Consider the following 19,503-nt stretch of genomic DNA (forward strand, 5'->3'; position numbering starts at 1 on the left):
TGCGCGGCAGCGCATTGCCGATTGAACCCGGAATCCCGAGGTTGTCGGAAAAGAACGCAAGGCAGGCTCGGGATTCCGGGTTCAAGGCCTGCGGCCTTGCCCCGGAATGACGGTGGGTGTGGCGGGTCGACCCCAGTTAGTTACAGCGGATTCAGCACCGGGCCGCGCTTCGCGGCCTGCAACCCGGCCGTCAGCGCCTTTGCAAAGCTCGCCTTCTCCTCCGGCCCCAGGAAGCTCGCGATCGCCACGCGCTGGCCGCGGGCGACGAGATACAGGCGCTCGATACCGAACTCCTCGTGGGTTTCCTGGTCGATGCGGACCCAGAGCGGGTTGAAGCGCCATTCCATCACGTGGCCCTTGTGGCTGACGCGGCGCAGGCGCAGCTCGGTCAGGGTGATGGTCACGTCCTCATAGGCGTTGGCGCGGCGGAAGTTGACGCGGAAGGCCCAGTAGATCGCGAGCGCGTCGAGGCCGAAGAAGCCGAGCACCGGCCAGGCGCCCATCATGACCGAGGCGATCCCGCCGATGAAGCTGATGGCGCAGACCACGGCCATCAGCACGATGAAGCCGGTGCGGCCGAGCGAGCGATGCGGCGTCAGCCGGGCCGAGAACAGCTCGGGATCAGCGGCGGCGTTGCCGGTCTCCTGATACGCAAAAGCATTGCCTGGCGTCATGGGGCCTCAGTATACCCGGATCATGGCCAAAATCACCCGCCCCCAACGCGCCAAGCCGGTCCCGGTTCGCAGTCCCGCCAAAAAGGCGGCCAAGGCCGCGCCAGGAGCAGCGTCCAAATCCGCATCCAAAACGGCGAAAAAGGCTGCCAAGATCAGCCCGGCGGCCAAGCTGAAGGCAGGCTCGGTCAAGCCGGTCAAGAAAGCGTTGAAGGCGACAAAACCTTGGACACCCGCCGAAATCCGCGAGGCCTTCAGCCGGTTCGCGCAGGCCAATCCGGAGCCGAAGGGCGAGCTCGAACACGTCAACCCCTACACCTTGCTGGTCGCCGTGGTGCTGTCGGCGCAGGCGACCGACGCCGGGGTCAACAAGGCGACGCGGCCGCTGTTCGCGGTCGCCGACACGCCGCAGAAGATGCTCGCGCTCGGCGAGGACGCGGTGCGCGATTACATCAAGACCGTCGGCCTGTTCCGCACCAAGGCCAAGAACGTGATCGCGCTGTCGCAGAAGCTGATCACGGACTTCGGCGGCGAGGTGCCGCGCACGCGGCCCGAACTGGAGTCGCTGCCGGGCGCGGGGCGCAAGACCGCGAATGTCGTGCTCAACATGGCGTTTGGCGAGCACACGATGGCCGTCGACACCCACGTGTTCCGCGTCGGCAACCGCACCGGGCTGGCGCCCGGCAAGACGCCGCTGGAGGTCGAGCTCGGGCTGGAGAAGGTGATCCCGGCGGAGTTCATGCTGCACGCCCATCACTGGCTGATCCTGCACGGCCGCTACACCTGCCTCGCCCGCAAGCCGCGCTGCGAGCTGTGCCTGATCAAGGACCTCTGCCGCTGGCCGGAGAAGACGGCCTGACGTGGCGCGCAGCTGTTAGGCCGGCCCCGCTGCCACCCTCCCTTGGACGGGGAGGGCGATTGCATGTGGAAATTCCGGGCTGTCGCGACGAACGATCCTGCAAGTTAGTTGCTCCGTCATGCCCGGGCTTGTCCCGGGCATCCACGTCGTTCTCAGCATGCCGACCGACGTGGATGGCCGGGACTAGCCCGGCCATGACGACGTGGAGAGAGACGAGCACAAAACGGCGATCGCACATGTACGCCGCGGCGGACGAGATTGAACCGTGATGTCACGGCGTACTGGATCGTCCGCCGGAGCCTCTCATCCGGCCGGCCGAAGGCCGGACCGGGTGGCGGACGATGACAGCGGGGCCTACGTGAATCTCCCTTTCAGGTTGCAGCTCCAAATCGCATTTGACAGTCACTTTAGCGTCACGCGCCGACGCGCTCTCACCATGGCCGGGCCACATCGCCGCCCGCATTGGTCATAAGATGAAACGCGTCATCCGGGCGAAGTGAGTGGCGCGTGACTGAACCCCGCGTTCTCGGACGTCTGCTGCGCCGGGACGTGGGGAAGGATCAGTTGCATGGACAAGACTGCCGCGCTCGTGTCGCTCGCGACCGCTGTGCCGCCGCATCAGTTTCGCCAGAACGAGGTGATGGAGGCCGCGCGCGTCGTGCTGTCGCCGCGCTTTCCGCAGTTCGACACGATGGCTAGCCTGTTCGCGAACACCGGCATCCGCGCCCGCTACGGCGTCAAGCCGATCGAATGGTACATGGAGCGGCGCGGCTGGCCGGAGCGCACCGAGGCGTACCTCGACGGCGCCGAGGCGCTGTTTGTCGAAGCGACCAACAAGGCGCTGGCGCAGGCCGATCTCCGAGCTGATGAGATCGACACCATCGTCAGCGTGAGCTCGACCGGCATCGCGACGCCGACCCTGGAAGCGCGCGTCGCCGGCCGCATGGGCTTTCGCTCCGACGTCTCGCGCGTCCCGGTGTTCGGGCTCGGCTGCGCCGGCGGCGTCTCCGGCCTGTCGATCGCCGCGCGTCTCGCACAGGCGCGGCCCGGCACCAATGTGCTGTTCGTGACGTTCGAATTGTGCACCCTCGCCGTGCGCCATGACGAGCTGAGCAAAGCGAACATCGTTGCGCTGAGTTTGTTCGGCGATGGCGCTGCCGCGGCGATCCTGCGCGCCGGCGATGGCGGCCAAACGCGCGTCGAAGCGACCGGCGAGAAGCTGTGGCCGGATACGCTCGACATCATGGGCTGGAGCGTCGATCCCGAAGGCTTTGGCGTGATCTTCCAGCGCACCATTCCGGACTTCGTCACCGAGAACATGGGCCCGGCGGTCAACGAGATCCTCGGCAACATGAAGCTCGCGCCCGCTGACGTCGATCGCTTCGTCTGCCATCCCGGCGGCGCCAAGGTGATCACGGCGCTGGAGCGCGCGCTGTCGATCGGGCAGGGCACGCTCGATCATGAGCGCGAGATCATCGCCGACTACGGCAACATGTCCGCGCCGACCGTTCTGTTCGTGCTGGAGCGCGCGCGCGCGAAGGGTTTGCCGCCGCGCTCGGTGCTGACGGCGCTCGGACCCGGGTTCACCGCAAGCTGCGTTTCACTGAGGCACGCCGCATGACCTTCGCCGCTTTCGTCCTCGCCCTCGTCACCATGCAACGGCTCGGCGAGCTCGTCCTCGCCCGCCACAACACCCGCCGCCTGCGCGCCATGGGCGCGGTCGAGGTCGGCGCCGATCATTATCCGCTGATGATCTCGATGCATGCGGCCTGGCTGGTATCGTTGTGGCTGCTCGGCATCGACCAGGAGGTCGATCCCTGGCTGCTCGCGGGCTTCGTGGCGCTGCAGGGCCTGCGCTGGTGGGTGCTGGCGACGTTGGGGCCGCGCTGGACCACGCGCATCATCATCCTGCCTGGCGCGCCGCTGGTGACCGACGGACCCTATCGCTACATCTCGCATCCGAACTACCTGGTCGTGACCGCCGAGATCGCGCTGCTGCCGCTGGCTCTGCATCTGCCGCTGATCGCGCTGATCTTCTCCGGCCTCAATGCGGCCGTGCTGTTCATCCGCATCCGCGCCGAATCCGAGGCGCTGTCCGGCGTCTCCGGCGGCGGCATCGGTGGCGGCCAGACCGCATGAGCGCAGCCGCCGCGCCGGAGGAGACGCCGAGCCTCGCCACCTGGCTCGGCTTCGTCCTGATGTGCGTCGGCATGTTCATGGCGATCCTGGACATCCAGGTGGTGGCGACGTCACTGCCGACCATCCAGGAGGCGCTCGGCATCACGCCGGACGCGATGAGCTGGATCCAGACGGCGTATCTGATCGCCGAGATCATCGCGATTCCGCTGACCGGCCTGCTGACGCGCGTGTTGACCCTGCGCTGGCTGTTCGTCGGCGCCGTCAGCGTGTTCACACTGGCGTCGCTCGGCTGCGCGTTCAGTGTCAGCTTCCACATGCTGCTGGCGTTCCGCGTGCTGCAGGGCTTCTTCGGCGGGCTCCTGATCCCCGTGGTGTTCTCCGCGGTGTTCCTGCTGTTTCCGTCGCGGCTGCATGCGGTGGCGACGACGATCGGCGGCGTCGTCGCGGTGCTCGCGCCGACCATCGGTCCCGTGGTCGGCGGCTTCATCACCAACACCTGGTCGTGGCCCTGGCTGTTCCTGATCAACATCGTGCCCGGCATCATCGCCGCGCTGATGACGCCGAGCCTGCTGCCGGCGCAGGACATGGAGCTCGAGGAGCTCGACAAGCTCGACCTGCTGGCGCTGCTGCTGCTCGCGGTGTCACTCGCAAGCCTCGAGCTCGGGCTCAAGGAGGCGCCGAAGGGCGGCTGGCTGTCGTCGAACTGCATCGCGCTGCTGGTGCTCAGCGCGTCCTGCCTCACCCTGCTGATCCAGCGCCTGCTGGCGTCATCCGATCCGATCCTGCGCATCGGCAGCTTCCGGCGCCGCTCGTTCACGCTCGGCTGCCTGTCGAGCTTCTGCCTTGGCATCGGCCTGTTCGGCTCGGTCTATCTGATGCCGGTGTTCCTCGCCTTCGTGCGCGGCCACGACGCGTTCGAGATCGGCAAGATCATGCTGGTGACGGGCGTCGCGCAACTGGTCGCCGCGCCGGTCGTGACCGCGCTCGACGGCAAGGTGGATGCGCGCGCGCTGACCGCGTTCGGCTTCGCGCTGTTCAGCGTGGGTCTCGCCGCCAGCGCCTTCCAGCCGCCGACCGCGGATTTTCAGGAGATGTTCTGGCCGCAGGTGGTGCGCGGCGTCGGCATCATGTTCTGCCTGCTGCCGCCGACGCGGATCGCGCTCGGCGACCTGCCGCAGGCCGAGGTCGCCGATGCCAGCGGGCTGTTCAACCTGATGCGCAATCTCGGCGGCGCGATCGGCATCGCGCTGATCGACACCATTATCTATGGCCGCGTCACCCTGCATGCACAGGCGTTCCGCGACCGGCTGATGGCCGGCGACAGCGCCGCCGCCAAGGCGATCGGGCTGGCGCCGGAACTGCTGCGCAACCGGCCCCGCAACATCTCCGAGGAGCAGGCGATCGCCTATGTCCGCCCGCTGGTCGAGAAGGCGTCGCTGGCGCTGTGCGTCAACGAGGCCTGGGCGCTGCTCGCCGCCGTTGCGCTGCTCGGCTTCGTGCTGATCCCGTTCGCGCGCAGCAAGCCGGCGGCGAGCGTGTCGCCGCAGCTGATGGCGCTAGAGGCTGCGCAGCCGGCGCTCCGGCGACGGCTCGATCAGCTCGGGCCGCGGCCCCGATAGCCGCTTGTGCAGGTGGACCATGAACGCCATGCCGAACAGCGGCGTCGCCAGGTTCACGATCGGAATGGTGACGAAGGCGGCGATGATCAGCCCCGCGGTGAACACCGTGACCGCATTGTCGCGCCGCATCGCCTTGGCTTCCGCGGGCGGCCTGAAGCGCATCGCGGCGAGCTCGAAATATTCGCGGCCGAGCAGCCACGCCGTGGCGATGAAGAAGATCACGAGGCCGGCGCCGGCCAGGAACACGAAGGGCAGGGCGACCAGGTAGATCAGGATTGTGAGCCCGGCGGCCTTGAGGCCCTCGACGATGGCGATGCCGAACGGCAGCGCGACGCCCGGGCGCTCGGCCGGATAGTGCTCGCGCTCGACGAGGTCGGCGACGTCATCGACAAAGAGGCTCGCGATCAGCGAGGTGATCGCCGGCATCAGCATGATGCCGCCGAACACGACGCCGAAGCCGGCCGCGATCGAGATGATCCAGGTCAGCACTTCGAGCGTGCCGTGCGAGCCCGGCCCGAGCATCGCCTCGGCCCAGCCCTCGCCCGCGGTCGCGAGCCAGCTCAACAGCCGCTGCAGCCCGATCGCCAGCACCGTGACCAGCACCAGCGCCAGCCCGATCGAGCGCCACAGGATCGAGCGCATCGGCGGCGACAGAATCTGCGAAAGCGCCTTGATGGCGGCGTCGATCATGGTGGTGGACCCTCTCTGCGAACCCCGCGTCAGGAGGTAGAGATGCCGGCGGGCTTCGGCAAGCCCATCCTCCCCACCGCACGTGAATGCGCCAAGACTGCTTCCTTCGTCATTGCGAGCGAAGCGAAGCAATCCAGGGTGGCGCGCGGGACTCTGGATTGCTTCGCTCCGCTCGCAATGACGCGGGGAGAGACCGTGCGTCACCTTACAGCCTCGCCGCCCGCAGCCGCAGTGCGTTGCCGACCACGCTCACCGACGACAGCGACATCGCGGCGGCGGCGATGATCGGCGACAGCAGGATGCCGAACACCGGATAGAGAATGCCGGCCGCGATCGGGATGCCCGCGGCGTTGTAGATGAACGCGAAGAACAGGTTCTGGCGGATGTTGCTCATGACAGCCGCCGACAGTTTTCGCGCCCGCGCGATGCCGCCGAGATCGCCTTGCAACAGCGTCACGCCGGCGCTCTCCATCGCCACATCCGTGCCGGTGCCCATGGCGATGCCGACATCGGCGGCGGCGAGCGCGGGGGCGTCGTTGACGCCGTCGCCGGCCATCGCCACCACCTTGCCGCTGGCGCGGAGACGCGCCACCACCGCGCTCTTCTGCTCCGGCAGCACCTCAGCCTCGACCTCGGTGATGCCGATTTTCCGCGCCACCGCCGTGGCCGTGGTGCGGTTGTCGCCGGTCAGCATGATCACCTTGATGCCATCGGCCGCCAGCGCCTTCAGCGCATCCGGCGTCGATGCCTTCACCGGATCAGCGATCGCGAACAGCGCTGCCGGCCTGCCGTCGACGGCCATCGTGATGACAGTCGCACCATCCTCGCGCAGCCGCTTGCTCGCGACGCCCAAGGTGTCGGTAATGATGCCGAGCGAGGCGAGATAGGTCGGGTTGCCGAGCACGACCGCCTTGCCCTCGACCTCGCCGCGCGCACCCTTGCCGGTCGGCGCGTCGAAGCCCTTGACGTCGGCAAGCTTGATCTTGCGCTCGCTCGCGTGACGGACGATCGCCTCGGCGAGCGGATGCTCGCTGGCGCGTTCGACGCTGGCGGCGAGCCTGAGCGCCTCGGCCTCGTCGAGGCCATCAGCGGTGACGATGCCGGTCACCTTCGGCTTGCCCTCGGTCAAGGTGCCGGTCTTGTCGACGACGAGCGTATCGACCTTCTCCATCCGCTCCAGCGCCTCGGCGCTCTTGATCAGCACGCCGGCCTGCGCGCCACGCCCGACGCCGACCATGATCGACATCGGCGTCGCCAGGCCCAGCGCGCACGGGCAGGCGATGATCAGCACACTCACGGCGGCGACGAGGCCGAACGCGAAGCGCGGCTCGGGGCCGAATGCGTACCACGCGACGAATGCGGTGATCGCGGCGGCGATCACCGTCGGCACGAACCAGCCCGCGACCTGGTCGGCGAGCCGTTGGATCGGCGCGCGCGAGCGCTGCGCATCGGCGACCATCTGCACGATCTGCGACAGCAGCGTCTCGCGTCCCACCTTGTCGGCGCGCATCACGAAGCTGCCGGTCTGGTTCAAGGTGCCCGCGATGACGCGCTCGCCCTCGTCCTTGGTGACCGGCATCGACTCGCCCGTGACCAGCGACTCGTCGAGCGTCGAACGGCCTTCGAGGATGATGCCGTCGACCGGCACCTTCTCGCCGGGCCTCACGCGCAACCGGTCGCCGGCCGCGAGCTCGGCGATCTCGACCTCATGATCGTTGCCGTCGGCATCGAGCCGCCGCGCCGTCTTCGGCGCGAGCTGCAGCAGCGCCTTGATCGCGCCCGAGGTCGCCTCGCGCGCGCGCAGCTCCAGCACCTGGCCGAGCAACACGAGAATGGTGATGACCGACGCCGCCTCGAAATACACCGCAACGGTACCGCCATGGCCGCGGAATGCGGGCGGAAACGCCTGCGGCATCAAGGTCGCGATCACGCTGTAGACATAGGCAACGCCGGTGCCCATCGCGATCAAAGTGAACATGTTGAGATTGCGGGTCTGGACCGACTGCCAGCCGCGCACGAAGAACGGCCAGCCGGCCCACAGCACCACCGGCGTCGCCAGCGCAAACTGGATCCAGTTCGACAGCACCGGATCGATCAGCCCGTGGCCGCCGACGAGATGCCCGCCCATCTCCAGCACCACCACAGGGACGGCGAGCACCGCCCCGATCCAGAACCGCCTGGTCATGTCGGCGAGTTCGGGATTGGGTGCGTCGTCGAGACTGATGACATCAGGCTCCAGCGCCATGCCGCAGATCGGGCAGGTGCCCGGCCCTTCCTGCCGGATCTCAGGATGCATCGGGCAGGTGTAGATCGTGCCCGCCGGCATCTCCGCCGGCGGCGCGCGCTCGCCGAGATATTTGTCGGGCTCAGCGGCGAATTTGGTGCGGCAGCCGGCGGAGCAGAAGTGGAAGGTGTTGCCCTGATGATCGAAGCGGTGCTTCGACGTCGCGGGATCGACGCTCATCCCGCAGACGGGATCGATGACCTTGGCATGGTCGTGCTGATGGGAGTGGTGATCGTGTCCACCACAGCACGAGTCCGCAGCCGCCACGGGCGCGAGGTATTTAGCGGGATCGGCCGCGAATTCGGACCGGCAGCCCGCGGAGCAGAAGTGGAAGGTCTCGCCGCCATGCTCGAAATGATGCTTCGACGTCGCCGGATCGACCGACATGCCGCAGACGGGGTCCGTCACCTTTATCGTCTTGGCCGCGACGTGATCCTGGCCGCCGCAGCAGGCATGGGCGCTCTCAGGCTCGGGACCGGCACGATCGCTGCAACACGCCTCTACGGGCGCCTCGCTTTGTCTGGTTTCCACCGCGCTCGCGCGTGATCCGCAGCCGCATCCACCCGATTGCACCGCTGCGGCACCATGCCCGTGTTCGGTTTCCGACATGCCAGCCTCGCCTCTTGAAACCTATACCCTGTAGGGGTATATAAAGCCCATGCGCGACGACATCAAGACTTCCTGCCAGAAACGTTTGAGCCGGATCGAAGGGCAGGTCCGGGGCCTGTCCAAGATGGTCGAGGACAACCGCTACTGCATCGACATTGTGACTCAGATCTCCGCGGTGCGCGCGGCGCTCCGCCGCGTCGAGGAGGAGATCCTGCGCGATCACGTCTCGCATTGCGTCGAACACGCGATCGCGTCCGGCGACAAAGCCGATCAGCGGCAGAAGATCGCGGAGCTGATGGATGTGATCAGCCGGTCGGATCGGTAATCTTGGTCGTTAAAGCGCGAGCCCTGAGCCACGAACGCCGTGTACCTCGCCCCGCCAGGGCGAAGCGAAGCTTCGCTAGGGCGGGGAGAGGTCGGATGGCATCTTCAGATGCCATCCGGGTGACGGGGGCTCTCGGTACGCCCGGTGTTCGTGGCTGCCCCTCACCCCAACCCTCTCAGCGCTAGCGAAGCTCGTCGCGACCCCGTAAGAACGGGGAGAGGGAGCACACTGCCCAATGAGCGCGTGCTCGAATCCAACTTAGATGCAGTTAGCAAGAGTTCAGACCGCAACCTTGTTGCGGCGGCGCGCGGCCGGACGGGCAGCCAACGTCCGCACAGGCTCGGCGACGAGGAAATGCTCATTGACGACGAGCCGCTCGATCACCCTCTCGGCCATCACTTCCTCAGCCGCAACCGGCTGCGCCGTTTCTTCGTCAGCCGTCTCAGGAACGAGCGGCGGCGCAACGACAGATCCTGGAAACACGGCGAACTCGCCCGCTACCTCCGCGAGCGGCTTCTGCTTGTCGGCCCAGTGGAGCGTCGTGTAGTCGAACCCGTTGACGATGGTCGGCTTGACGATCTCGAAATAGGGCGAGATGTCGAAGTCGCGCGGCATGTACAGCGACGAATCCCGGATATGCAGGATCTCGCGCTTGGCGCGCCGCGACGGCGCCCGCGTGATCTTCGGCAGGATCGGATAGCGCACCGCGTCGAACGCCTGCGCGATCAAGGCCGAGCAGATCATCTTGGTGGGGTCGCCCGAGCCCAGCGCGATCATGCGCCGACGCCAGCGTTGCGGGATCGGCATCGGGATCAAATAGCGCATCAGGTCGATGATGTTCTTGGTGTCGTAGCCGAAGCCGATCCGGTTGATGGCATAGCGGCACACCGTATGGCGATCCTCGAAGGTCAGCCCTACGGGGCGGCACACCCGCGTGTGATAGGAGAAGTATTTCGACAGCGGCGCCGAGATCACGCCGTCGCCGACATAGGCCTCCACCAGCACATGCGGCTCGCCGTCGGGCTCGACGGCGCCATCGATCGGGCCGACATAGAGCGCCGCATGCGACCAGGTCGACTGCGTGAGATATTTGATGATGCCGGAGATGCGGCTGTTTCCTTCGACCAGCAGCACGTCGCCCGGCTGCATGTCCTTGCGCAGGTAATCCGGATCGCTTGGGGTGAACGGCTCATAGCCCGGTATCTCCTTCTGGAGATAGGCGGCAATCAGCTTGCCGATCTGGTCGAGCACGATACCCATGACGCTCCCCGGTCGGCCTTGTCCGGCCGCCTGCTTTTCCCTTCTTTCATCATGGTCGATCGCGGTTGCAATTTGGTTCATAGTCGAACTGACTTAGACGGTATGGGATTCACCACCCGGTTGCCGCAGCGCGGCAGATGCGGCAAATTCCGACCGAACGCGTTCTTTCAAAGCTTTCGGAAACCATGTCATGAGCTTTACGCGCCGCGGCTTCCTGACCGCTTCCGCGGCGCTGGCCGCGCTGCCCGTCTTCAGCCGCTCGGGCCGAGCCGCGGTTCCGCGCGATGCTGACATCGTCGTGATCGGGGCGGGCGCCGCAGGGATTGCCGCGGCGCGCCGCATCGCGGCCGCCAATCGCAGGGTCGTGCTGCTCGAAGCGGCGTTGCAGATCGGCGGCCGCTGCAGCACGGATGCTGCAACCTTCGGCGTCCCTTTCGACCGTGGCGCGCGCTGGCTGCTCAACGCCGAGACGAATGCGATCGGCAAGCTGGCCCGCGGCCTCGGTCTCGACGTGATCGCCGCGCCGGTCGGCCAGAAGATCCGCGTCGGCCGGCGCAATGCGCGGCCGGGTGAAACCGAGCAGTTCCTCGCCGGCCTCGTTCGCGCCAATCGCGCCATCGACGAGGCCTCGCGCGGCAAGCTCGACACGTCGTGCGCCGCAGCGCTGCCCAAGGATCTCGGCGACTGGACCGGGACGACCGCCTTCGTGCTCGGCGCCAGCGCCACCGGCAAGGACCTCGCCGATCTCTCCGCAATCGACAAGGCCCGAGGCCAGGATCGCAGCGCGCCGCTCGCCTGTCGCCAGGGGCTGGGCACGCTCGTCAGCAAGCTTGGCGAGTCCCTGCCGGTGGCGCTGGCGACGCCGGCCACGCGGATTGTGTGGGGCAACCGTGACGTCGCCGTGGAAACGCCGGCGGGCCGCATTGCGACGCGTGCCGTCATTCTCACGGTGTCGACCAACGTGCTCGCATCGGGCGCCATCAAGTTTGCTCCGGAACTGCCGAAGCGGCAGCTCGACGCCGCCGCGAAGCTGAGCCTGGGCAGCCTCGATCACATCGCACTGATGCTGTCCGGCAATCCGCTCGGCCTGTTACGCGACGAGGTCATCGTCGAGCAGAGCAATTCGAACCGCACCGGTCTGTTGCTCGCCAATATCGGCGGCTCCTCACTGTGCACCGTCGACGTTGCCGGCAGCTTCGGCCGGGATCTCTCCGCGCAGGGCGAGGCGGCGATGACCGCTTTCGGCAAGGAGTGGATCGGCAAGCTGTTCGGCAGCGAAGCGGCCGCCGCAGTGAAGTCGTCGTCGGCCACCCGCTGGAATCAGGTGCCGGGCGTGCTCGGCGCGATGTCTGCGGCCGCACCCGGCGGCCAGGGCGCGCGCAAGATCCTCGGCGAGCCGCTGGGACCGTTGTTTCTCGCCGGTGAAGCGACGCATGAGACGCTGTGGGGCACGGTCGACGGCGCCTGGGAGTCCGGCGAGCGCGCCGCGGAAGCCGCGCTTCGCCGCATCGGTGCGTTGAAGGATCCCGAGCCGGAGCCGACGAGCGAGCGCCAGCGTGGTCGTCGTCGCAAGGTGCGGTCGGCCTCGCCGGAGGATTGATCTCGAACGCATCGCTAAGATCGCAACAAGATGCGGTGGGATTGACCGTGCCCTCTCCCCTTGTGGGAGATGGCATGTAGGAAAGTTCAGCAGGCTCGGTTGGATAGGCCGTCGATGCCCTCTCCCACGAGGGGAGAGGGCGCATTCATGACCATCGTACCGGCATCTTGAGCCGTGCTTCGACTGAGAAATTTGTAGTTCCAAAGCCAACTACACCGGCAGCTTCAGCTCCATCAGGTCCTTCGCGACGACGATGCGGCCCGTGTAGTTCTTCTTGACGTCGCGGGTCCAATCCTCGTCGGTCACCTCGGTATCGTCGCCCGGCACGAAGTGACTGAGCACAAGTACCTTCACTCCGGCCGCAGCCGCGACGCGGCCCACGTCCTCCGTCGTGGTGTGGCTTTCCAGCAGATGCTTCTTCAACGTCGATCCGTTCTTGGTCTTGAGGACGAGACGGTCGACCGCCGGCACGTAGAGACATTCGTGCACCAGCACGTCAGCGCCCATGGCGAACTCCGCAAGCTTCGGGTTGTAGGCGGTGTCGCTGGAGAACACGATGGTGCCGTCCGGCGTATCGAACTTGTAGGCGAAATTATCGGTGATCGGCGGATGCGGCGTGCGGAACGCGGTCACCGTCACGTCGGCCGTCTTCACGACGACGCCGTCAGAATCGATATCCTTGGCAATCAGCAGCGGCCTCGGATCTGGCCGGCCCTCGTCATCGATGCGGGTGTCGACGTCGAACTTGTTGGTCTCCCAGAAGCTCCGCGTCATCGCCTCCAAGCCTTTCGGCCCGAACGACTGGATCGGCGTTGACAGCCCTGCGGCCCAGGCGTTGTAGAACAGGTTGCCGTATTCCAGATTGTGATCGGAATGATGGTGGCTGATCAGGATGTATTTGATCGACGGGATCGGCACGCCGGCGCTGACCAGCTGTCGGCTGACGCCCATGCCGCAATCGATGACGAACGGCGTGCCGTTGACGACGACGAGATTGGCGGGGTTCGAGGCGCCGACACCGACGCGCGGCCCACCCTTGGTGCCGAGGAATACGATGCGTGTTCCGGCCTTGGCGCCTTGCGCGAACGCCGATGGCGCCGCGATGGCCCCGGCTGAGCCCAACGCAAGCGACAGCATCGTTCGACGATTGATCATGGCGTCCTCCCGCGGGTCTCGTTGCGCGGAAGCTAGCCCCGGCCGAGCACGCCGTCGAGGGCCGGAAGCCCGAAGATCACGGCGATCGCGATCAGCGCATAGCAGATGATGCGGAACACGCGCTCGCTGGCGCGGCCGAACAGTGAGGCGCCGAAAGCGACGCCGATCGCGTAGACCGGCCCGATGAGCAAGGAGAGCTTGAGCGAGTCCCAGGTGATCAGGCTGCTGGCGGCGTAGCTGACCATCGCGAAGCCGTCAGAGGCACCAAAGAACAGCACGATGTTCGCGCGCGCGACCTTCGGCTCGATCGGACGTCCCAGCCAGTAGCCGACGATCGGCGGCCCACCGGTCTGCGCCACGCCGCTACAGAAGCCGGACACGGCGCCGACCGCGACCGACAGCGCCGTGTAGTCCTTGCCGCGATAGCGCCAGCCCGAGATCAGCAGCGCAAGCAGCGCGACCACGAAGCCGGTAATGATCCAGCGGACCGTGACCGGATCGAGCCGGGAGAGGAAGTAGGTGCCGAGAGGCACCCCGACCAGCGCGCCGGCAACGATCACCGCCGTCGCCTTGCGGTCGGCATCGCGCCAGGCGTTGGGCACCGTCGGCGCCATCGCCACGAAGTCGATCACCAGCAGCAGCGGCGCGACGAGCCGTGGCGCGGCAAAGCTGCTGGCCAGCGGCATGAAGATGAGCGCCGCGCCGAAGCCGGAGAAGCCGCGCGCGGTCGCTGCGATGAAGGCAACGACCGCCAGAGCGATCGTCGCGAACAGGCTGAGTTCGGCAGGGATGAGCCCGGACAGGCTCATCCGCGCAACGTGCCGCCGGTCTTCTTGGCCACGTCGGCGGTGATCTTGGCCGCGACGGCGTCGATCTCTTCATCCGTCATGGTCTTGTCGCGCGGCTGCAGGGTGACGGCGATCGCGACCGACTTCTTACCGTCCTCGATGCCCTTGCCCTCGTAGATGTCGAAGACGGTGACGTCGGTGATCAGCTTCTTGTCGACGCCCTGCGCTGCCTTCACGATGTCGCCGGCCTTGACCTTGCGGTCGACGATGAAGGCGAAGTCACGCGACACCGGCTGGAACGCGGAGAGCTCCAGCACCGGCTTGGCGCGAGTAGGCTTCGCCTTGGCTGCCGGGACGCGATCGAGGATGACCTCGAACGCGACCAGTGGACCGTCGGCCTTCAGCACTTCCAGCGTGCGCGGATGCAGCTCGCCGAAATGACCGAGCACGTTCTGCGGTCCCATCTGGATCGTGCCGGAGCGTCCCGGATGCATCCAGGCAGGACCGCCGGCGACGATCTGCAGCGAGGCCATCGGCGCGCCGGCGGCCGCGAGCACGGCGAGGGCATCAGCCTTGGCATCATAGGCGTTGGCCGGCTGCGACCCCGTCCAGTGCCGGCCGAGACCCTTCGATGCGGCGATGCCGCGGCGGATGCCGCTGGCGGCGACGAACTGATCCTCCGGACGGTCGCCCTTGAAGATCTGTCCGACTTCGAAGATCGCGGCATCACCGAAGCCGCGATCGGCGTTGGCCTGCACGGTGGCGATCAGGCCGGGCAGCAGGCTCGGGCGCATGTCGGACAGGTCGGACGCGATCGGATTGGCGAGCGCGAGCTCGGGCTTGCCGCCGCCGAACAGCTCGGCGGCCGGCTTGGAGATGAACGACCAGGTGACGGCCTCGACCATGCCGCGCGCCGCCAGCGCGCGCTTGGCGCGGCGGGTGCGCAGTTGCAGCGGCGTCAGCACCGGCTTGCGCGGCGCATCGCCGCGCTCGAACGGCGTCATCGGCACCTTGTCGACTCCGACGATGCGGACGATTTCCTCGACGATGTCGGCCTTGCCATGGACGTCGCTGCGCCACGAGGGCACCGCGACCTTCACGACCGGGCCGGTGCCGGCCAGCGTGAAGCCGAGATGGGTGAGAATGCGGCGCATCTCCGGGAAAGGCACCTCGATGCCGGAGAGACGCTTTACCTCGCTGACGGGAAAGTCGATGATGCGGTCGTCGCCATAGGCGTTGCCGACGACGACGTTGTCGGACGGCGTGCCGCCGCAGAGCTCGAGCACCAGCTTGGTCGCCATCTCCAGGCCCGGCACCATGAAGGCCGGATCGACGCCGCGCTCGAAGCGGTAGCGCGCGTCGGAATTGATGCCGAGCTTGCGGCCGGTCTGGGCGATGTTGATCTCGTTCCACAGCGCCGATTCGATCAGCACGTCAGTGGTGCCTTCGTCGCAGCCCGACGCCTCGCCGCCCATGATGCCGGCGAGCGACTCGACGCCGGCGTCGTCGGCGATCACGCACATCGAATTCTCGAGCGTGTAGGTGCGGCCGTCGAGCGCCAGCAGTGTCTCGCCATCGCGGGCGCGGCGGACGACCAGATTGCCCTTGACCTTCTTGGTGTCGAACACGTGCAGCGGCCGCGCGCGGTCGAATGTCATGTAGTTGGTGATGTCGACCAGCGCGTTGATCGGGCGCAGCCCGATCGAGGTCAGCCGCTGCTGCAGCCATTTCGGCGACGGACCGTTCTTGACGCCACGCACCAGCCGCAGCGCGAAGCCCGGACACAGCTTCTCGTCCTCCACCGCGACCTTCACGGGGCAGGGGAATTCGCCCTTGATCGGCTTGATGGCGGGATCTTTCAGCTTGCCCATGTCGGCGGCGGCGAGATCGCGCGCGATGCCGTGAACCCCGGTGCAGTCCTGGCGATTCGGCGTCAGGTTGATCTCGATCATGGGATCGCCGAGGCCCGCCCATTCCGCGTAGGGCTTGCCGATCGGCGCATCCGCCGGCAGCTCCATGATGCCGTCGTGATCGTCGGAGATCTGCAGTTCGGCCGCCGAGCACAGCATGCCGCGGCTCTCGACGCCTCTGATGGTCCCGACCGACAGCGTGATGTTCTTGCCGGGAATGTAGGTGCCCGGCGGCGAGAACACCGACACCAGCCCCGCGCGCGCATTCGGCGCGCCGCAGACGACCTGCACCGGCGCGCCACCGTCGCCGGTGTCGACCATGCAGACCCGCAGCCGGTCCGCATTCGGATGCTGCTCGGCGGAGACGACGCGCGCGATTTTATACGGCGCGAGCAGCTTCGCCTTGTCCTCGAGATGCTCGACCTCGAGGCCGATCATCGTGAGCTTGTCGGCGAGCTTCTCCACCGGCTCATCGGTGTCGAGATGGTCCTTCAGCCAGGACAGCGTGAATTTCATGGCTCTGTTTCCGCGGACTCAGTCCTGTTCCCTCCCCCGCTTGCGGGGGAGGGGTAGGGTGGGGGCTCTCGCCGCAACGGCAGCGGCAATGGTGTCAAGAACGCCGGCCCGATTGGCCAGCACGTCGTTGTTGGCGAAGCGCAGGATCTGAAAGCCTTTCGCCTCGATCACAGCCGAGCGCGCGGCATCGCGCTGCTCGGCTTCATTTGAGAAATGCTGGCCGCCGTCGAGTTCGATGACGAGATGAGCGGCGTGGCAGACGAAGTCGGCGATGTAGCGGTCGATCGGGACCTGGCGGCGGAAGCCGACGCCGAGGAGACGGTGACCGCGTAGCTCCGACCAGAGGATGCGCTCGGCGTCGGTCGAGTTTTGGCGGAGTGCTCGTGCATTGGATCGAAGCCGTGAGGGGACTTTCCAGGCCGGCTTCTCGTCGTCCATCGAGACCTCCTGCGCGGAGACACCCCCACCCCAGCCCTCCCCCGCAAGCGGGAGAGGGAGCTCGACCGTCTGCTGGGAGAGGGCGAGACTCATCACGTGCTCAATCCTCCCGCCAGGGTCGGCACCTCCAGCGGCTTGAAGCCGTAGTGGGACAGCCAGCGGACGTCGCCTTCGAACAGCTGGCGCAAATCGCTCATGCCGTATTTCAGCATCGCGATGCGGTCGATGCCCATGCCCCAGGCAAAACCCTGGTACTCGTCGGGATCGATGCCGCAGGCGCGCAGCACGTTCGGATGCACCATGCCGCAACCGAGAATCTCCAGCCAGTCCTCGCCCTCGCCGAAGCGGATCTCGCCCTTGTCGCGGCGGCACTGGATATCGACCTCGAGCGACGGTTCGGTGAACGGGAAGAACGACGGCCGGAACTTCATGTTGATGTGGTCGACCTCGAAGAACGCCTTGCAGAACTCGTGCAGGATCCATTTGAGGTGGCCGAGATGCGAGCCCTTGTCGATGACGAGGCCCTCGACCTGGTGGAATTGCGGCGTATGGGTCGCATCCGAATCGATGCGGTAGGTGCGGCCCGGGCAGATCACGCGGATCGGGGGCTTCTGGGTCAGCATCGTCCGAACCTGCACCGGCGAGGTATGGGTCCGCAGCAGCATGCGCGAGCCGTCCTCCTTCGGGTTGAAGAAGAAGGTGTCGTGCATCTCGCGCGCCGGATGGCCTTCGGGGAAGTTCAGCTTGGTGAAGTTGTAGTCGTCGGTCTCGACATCGGGGCCTTCCGCGATCGAGAAGCCCATATCGGCGAAGATCGTGGTCAGCTCGTCCATCACCTGGCTGAGCGGATGAATGCGGCCGCTGTCGGCCGGCGCATCCTGCAGCGGCAGGGTGACGTCGATGGTCTCGGCGGCGAGGCGCGCATCGAGGGCTGCGGCCTTGAGCACGTCGCGGCGCGCGGTCAGCGCCTGCGTGACCTTGTCCTTGGCGAGGTTGATCGCAGCACCTTGAGTCTTGCGCTCATCCGGCGACATCTTGCCGAGCGTGGCCAGCAGCGCCGAGATCGAGCCCTTCTTGCCGAGGGCTGCGACGCGCACCGCCTCCAGCGCGGCTTCATCGCCGGCGGCGGCGATCTGGTCGAGGATCGAGGTTTCGAGCGAGGCGAGGTCGGACACGGGCAAGATCTCCGCGGGGCAAAGGCGGCTGGGTTGTCGCCGCGCCGGCGACAGGGGTCAAGCGAAAGCAGCGATATGACTGGACAGCAAAAAGCGGCCGAGGGCGTCGGCCGCTTTGCGTAGTCCTTCGCGAGGTGGAGGCGATCAGGCGGCGAGCGCCGCCTTGGCCTTCACAACGATCGCCTCGAACGCGGCGGGCTCGTTGATCGCGAGATCCGACAGCACCTTGCGGTCGACGGTGATGCCGGACTTGGACAGGCCGTCGATAAATCGGCTGTAGGTGAGCTCGAACGGACGCACGGCGGCGTTCAGGCGCTGGATCCAGAGCGCGCGGAAGGTGCGCTTCTTGCGCTTGCGGTCGCGGAACGCATACTGGCCGGCCTTCTCGACGGCGGCCTTGGCGGCGCGGATGGTGTTCTTGCGGCGGCCGTAGAAACCCTTGGCGGCCTTGTAGACCTTCTTGTGCTTGGCGTGGGCGGTCACACCGCGTTTGACGCGAGACATGACGGAAATCCTTGTTCAGAGGTGATGACGAGCCGCGTCGCGCGCGGCCGGGTTCGGAAGCGAGAGGCCGGTCAGGCGTTCGGCAAGAAGTACTTCTTGACGTTGTCGCCGTCGGTCTTGAACAGCACGCGGGTGCCGCGCAGCTGCCGGATCTGCTTCTTGGTCCGCTTGATCATGCCGTGGCGCTTACCGCGCTGAGCGTGCATGACCTTGCCGGTCCCCGTCACCTTGAAGCGCTTTTTAGCGCCGGATTTGGTCTTCAGCTTGGGCATTTGGCTCTCCTTGATGCCAACGGCAAGCCGCCCGCGAAAGCGGCGCCATCCGGCGAAAATGCTCGTTAGAGCGTTGGTTGTGCTCAGGTTTCGGGTCCAAACGAGGACCCACCCGCACAGGGACATCGCCACGGCAGCCCTTGATCAGCCGGGCGACGAAGGCCGCGCTTATGCCAGAGACGATCGAACTTGGCAACGTCGAACCATGGAATCAGCTATTCCGACCCATGATCAGCTTTCGTTAACCAAGCCGAGGTCCGCCATGGTCCGCATCGTTCGTCCCGCTGCCGTCGCCGCTGTCCTGGCCGCGGCTGCATTCTCGTCTTCCGCCCCGGCGCAAGCCGCCGGGTTCGATGGTCCCTGGACCGTCCTGATCATCACCGAGGCCGGCAGTTGCGATCAGGGCTACAGCTTCCCGGTGCAGATCAGCGGCGGGCGGGTGACCTCGGCCGGCTCCGCCAACATCACCGGCACGGTCGGCCGCGGCGGTGCCGTCACGGTGCGGGTCTCGCAGGGCGGCTCGTCGGCCAGCGGTAACGGGCGGTTGGGCGCGACCTCAGGGTTCGGCCGGTGGAGCGGGAAAGGCTCGGCCGGGACCTGCAGCGGGCGGTGGCAGGCGACGCGGTCCTGATACCGTCCAAAAGAACGGCCGTGATCGGTCCCCTCAAGAGAAAAGCCCGCCAACGCGT

At 66.8% G+C, this 19,503-nt stretch carries 18 protein-coding genes; 7 read left to right on the forward strand and 11 right to left on the reverse strand.

Annotated elements, in window-relative coordinates:
- Positions 1 to 140: 140 nt before the first annotated feature.
- Positions 141 to 674 (reverse strand): DUF2244 domain-containing protein, encoded by a 534-nt coding sequence (locus ACQR0Z_RS00705; protein WP_434917363.1) that lies wholly within the window; start codon positions 672 to 674, stop codon positions 141 to 143.
- Between the two features lie 22 nt (positions 675 to 696).
- Between ACQR0Z_RS00705 and nth the strand changes: the two genes are divergently transcribed.
- From nth to ACQR0Z_RS00725, 4 genes are all read left to right on the forward strand, one after another.
- Positions 697 to 1,530 carry an endonuclease III gene (gene nth, locus ACQR0Z_RS00710; protein WP_434877790.1) on the forward strand — a complete coding sequence of 278 codons (834 nt, stop codon included), beginning with the start codon at positions 697 to 699 and terminating at the stop codon, positions 1,528 to 1,530.
- Positions 1,531 to 2,098: 568 nt separating this feature from the next.
- The gene (locus ACQR0Z_RS00715; RefSeq protein ID WP_434917364.1) at positions 2,099 to 3,151 is read left to right on the forward strand and encodes a type III polyketide synthase; all 1,053 of its coding nucleotides are present in this window, start codon (positions 2,099 to 2,101) and stop codon (positions 3,149 to 3,151) included.
- Positions 3,148 to 3,669, forward strand: coding sequence for an isoprenylcysteine carboxyl methyltransferase family protein (locus tag ACQR0Z_RS00720; RefSeq protein WP_434857986.1), 522 nt, complete (start codon positions 3,148 to 3,150; stop codon positions 3,667 to 3,669). The genes ACQR0Z_RS00715 and ACQR0Z_RS00720 overlap by 4 nt, the downstream gene beginning before the upstream one ends.
- Positions 3,666 to 5,288 (forward strand): MDR family MFS transporter, encoded by a 1,623-nt coding sequence (locus tag ACQR0Z_RS00725; protein WP_434917365.1) that lies wholly within the window; start codon positions 3,666 to 3,668, stop codon positions 5,286 to 5,288. Before ACQR0Z_RS00720 ends, ACQR0Z_RS00725 begins: the two co-directional genes overlap by 4 nt.
- On the opposite strand, the gene ACQR0Z_RS00730 is transcribed toward ACQR0Z_RS00725, so the two are convergent.
- Entirely contained in the window at positions 5,226 to 5,978 is a 753-nt protein-coding gene (locus ACQR0Z_RS00730) for a sulfate transporter family protein (protein ID WP_434917366.1), read from the reverse strand. The two genes, ACQR0Z_RS00725 and ACQR0Z_RS00730, sit on opposite strands and share 63 nt — an antisense overlap.
- A gap of 205 nt (positions 5,979 to 6,183) precedes the next feature.
- Entirely contained in the window at positions 6,184 to 8,649 is a 2,466-nt protein-coding gene (locus tag ACQR0Z_RS00735) for a heavy metal translocating P-type ATPase (RefSeq protein WP_434917993.1), read from the reverse strand.
- A 271-nt stretch (positions 8,650 to 8,920) separates the two neighbouring features.
- Between ACQR0Z_RS00735 and ACQR0Z_RS00740 the strand changes: the two genes are divergently transcribed.
- On the forward strand, positions 8,921 to 9,196 hold the full coding sequence (locus tag ACQR0Z_RS00740) for a metal-sensitive transcriptional regulator (protein WP_006613634.1): 276 nt from the start codon (positions 8,921 to 8,923) through the stop codon (positions 9,194 to 9,196).
- Positions 9,197 to 9,475: 279 nt separating this feature from the next.
- Here the strand turns inward: ACQR0Z_RS00740 and ACQR0Z_RS00745 are convergent, their stop codons facing one another.
- On the reverse strand, positions 9,476 to 10,456 hold the full coding sequence (locus ACQR0Z_RS00745) for a YiiX/YebB-like N1pC/P60 family cysteine hydrolase (RefSeq protein ID WP_434917367.1): 981 nt from the start codon (positions 10,454 to 10,456) through the stop codon (positions 9,476 to 9,478).
- 190 nt (positions 10,457 to 10,646) lie between these two features.
- Here ACQR0Z_RS00745 and ACQR0Z_RS00750 point away from each other — a divergent pair, with 190 nt between their 5' ends.
- Positions 10,647 to 12,056: a flavin monoamine oxidase family protein gene (locus tag ACQR0Z_RS00750; RefSeq protein WP_434917368.1), complete on the forward strand. Its 1,410-nt coding sequence runs from the start codon at positions 10,647 to 10,649 to the stop codon at positions 12,054 to 12,056.
- 210 nt (positions 12,057 to 12,266) lie between these two features.
- Here ACQR0Z_RS00750 and ACQR0Z_RS00755 read toward each other — a convergent pair whose 3' ends face one another.
- From ACQR0Z_RS00755 to rpmI, 7 genes are all read right to left on the reverse strand, one after another.
- The gene (locus ACQR0Z_RS00755; RefSeq protein WP_434917369.1) at positions 12,267 to 13,211 is read right to left on the reverse strand and encodes an MBL fold metallo-hydrolase; all 945 of its coding nucleotides are present in this window, start codon (positions 13,209 to 13,211) and stop codon (positions 12,267 to 12,269) included.
- A gap of 32 nt (positions 13,212 to 13,243) precedes the next feature.
- Positions 13,244 to 14,020, reverse strand: a complete 777-nt coding sequence (locus ACQR0Z_RS00760; RefSeq protein ID WP_434917370.1) for a sulfite exporter TauE/SafE family protein — start codon at positions 14,018 to 14,020, stop codon at positions 13,244 to 13,246.
- Positions 14,017 to 16,425: a phenylalanine--tRNA ligase subunit beta gene (pheT, locus tag ACQR0Z_RS00765; RefSeq protein ID WP_434917371.1), complete on the reverse strand. Its 2,409-nt coding sequence runs from the start codon at positions 16,423 to 16,425 to the stop codon at positions 14,017 to 14,019. The genes ACQR0Z_RS00760 and pheT overlap by 4 nt, the downstream gene beginning before the upstream one ends.
- A gap of 18 nt (positions 16,426 to 16,443) precedes the next feature.
- Complete coding sequence (locus ACQR0Z_RS00770) at positions 16,444 to 16,863, reverse strand: endonuclease domain-containing protein (RefSeq protein WP_434917372.1); 420 nt, start codon at positions 16,861 to 16,863, stop codon at positions 16,444 to 16,446.
- Positions 16,864 to 16,955: 92 nt separating this feature from the next.
- Complete coding sequence (gene pheS / locus ACQR0Z_RS00775) at positions 16,956 to 18,038, reverse strand: phenylalanine--tRNA ligase subunit alpha (protein ID WP_434917373.1); 1,083 nt, start codon at positions 18,036 to 18,038, stop codon at positions 16,956 to 16,958.
- Between the two features lie 144 nt (positions 18,039 to 18,182).
- A complete protein-coding gene (gene rplT, locus ACQR0Z_RS00780) occupies positions 18,183 to 18,542 on the reverse strand; it encodes a 50S ribosomal protein L20 (protein ID WP_006612326.1) in 360 nt (119 codons plus the stop codon).
- A gap of 71 nt (positions 18,543 to 18,613) precedes the next feature.
- Positions 18,614 to 18,814: a 50S ribosomal protein L35 gene (gene rpmI, locus ACQR0Z_RS00785; protein ID WP_006612327.1), complete on the reverse strand. Its 201-nt coding sequence runs from the start codon at positions 18,812 to 18,814 to the stop codon at positions 18,614 to 18,616.
- 262 nt (positions 18,815 to 19,076) lie between these two features.
- On the opposite strand from rpmI, the gene ACQR0Z_RS00790 reads away from it, so the two are divergent.
- A complete protein-coding gene (locus tag ACQR0Z_RS00790) occupies positions 19,077 to 19,445 on the forward strand; it encodes a hypothetical protein (RefSeq protein ID WP_434857997.1) in 369 nt (122 codons plus the stop codon).
- Positions 19,446 to 19,503 lie beyond the last annotated feature (58 nt).

It is taken from the genome of Bradyrhizobium sp. HKCCYLS3077, from assembly GCF_051167555.1.
In the GTDB taxonomy this organism is placed as follows: Bacteria; Pseudomonadota; Alphaproteobacteria; order Rhizobiales; family Xanthobacteraceae; genus Bradyrhizobium.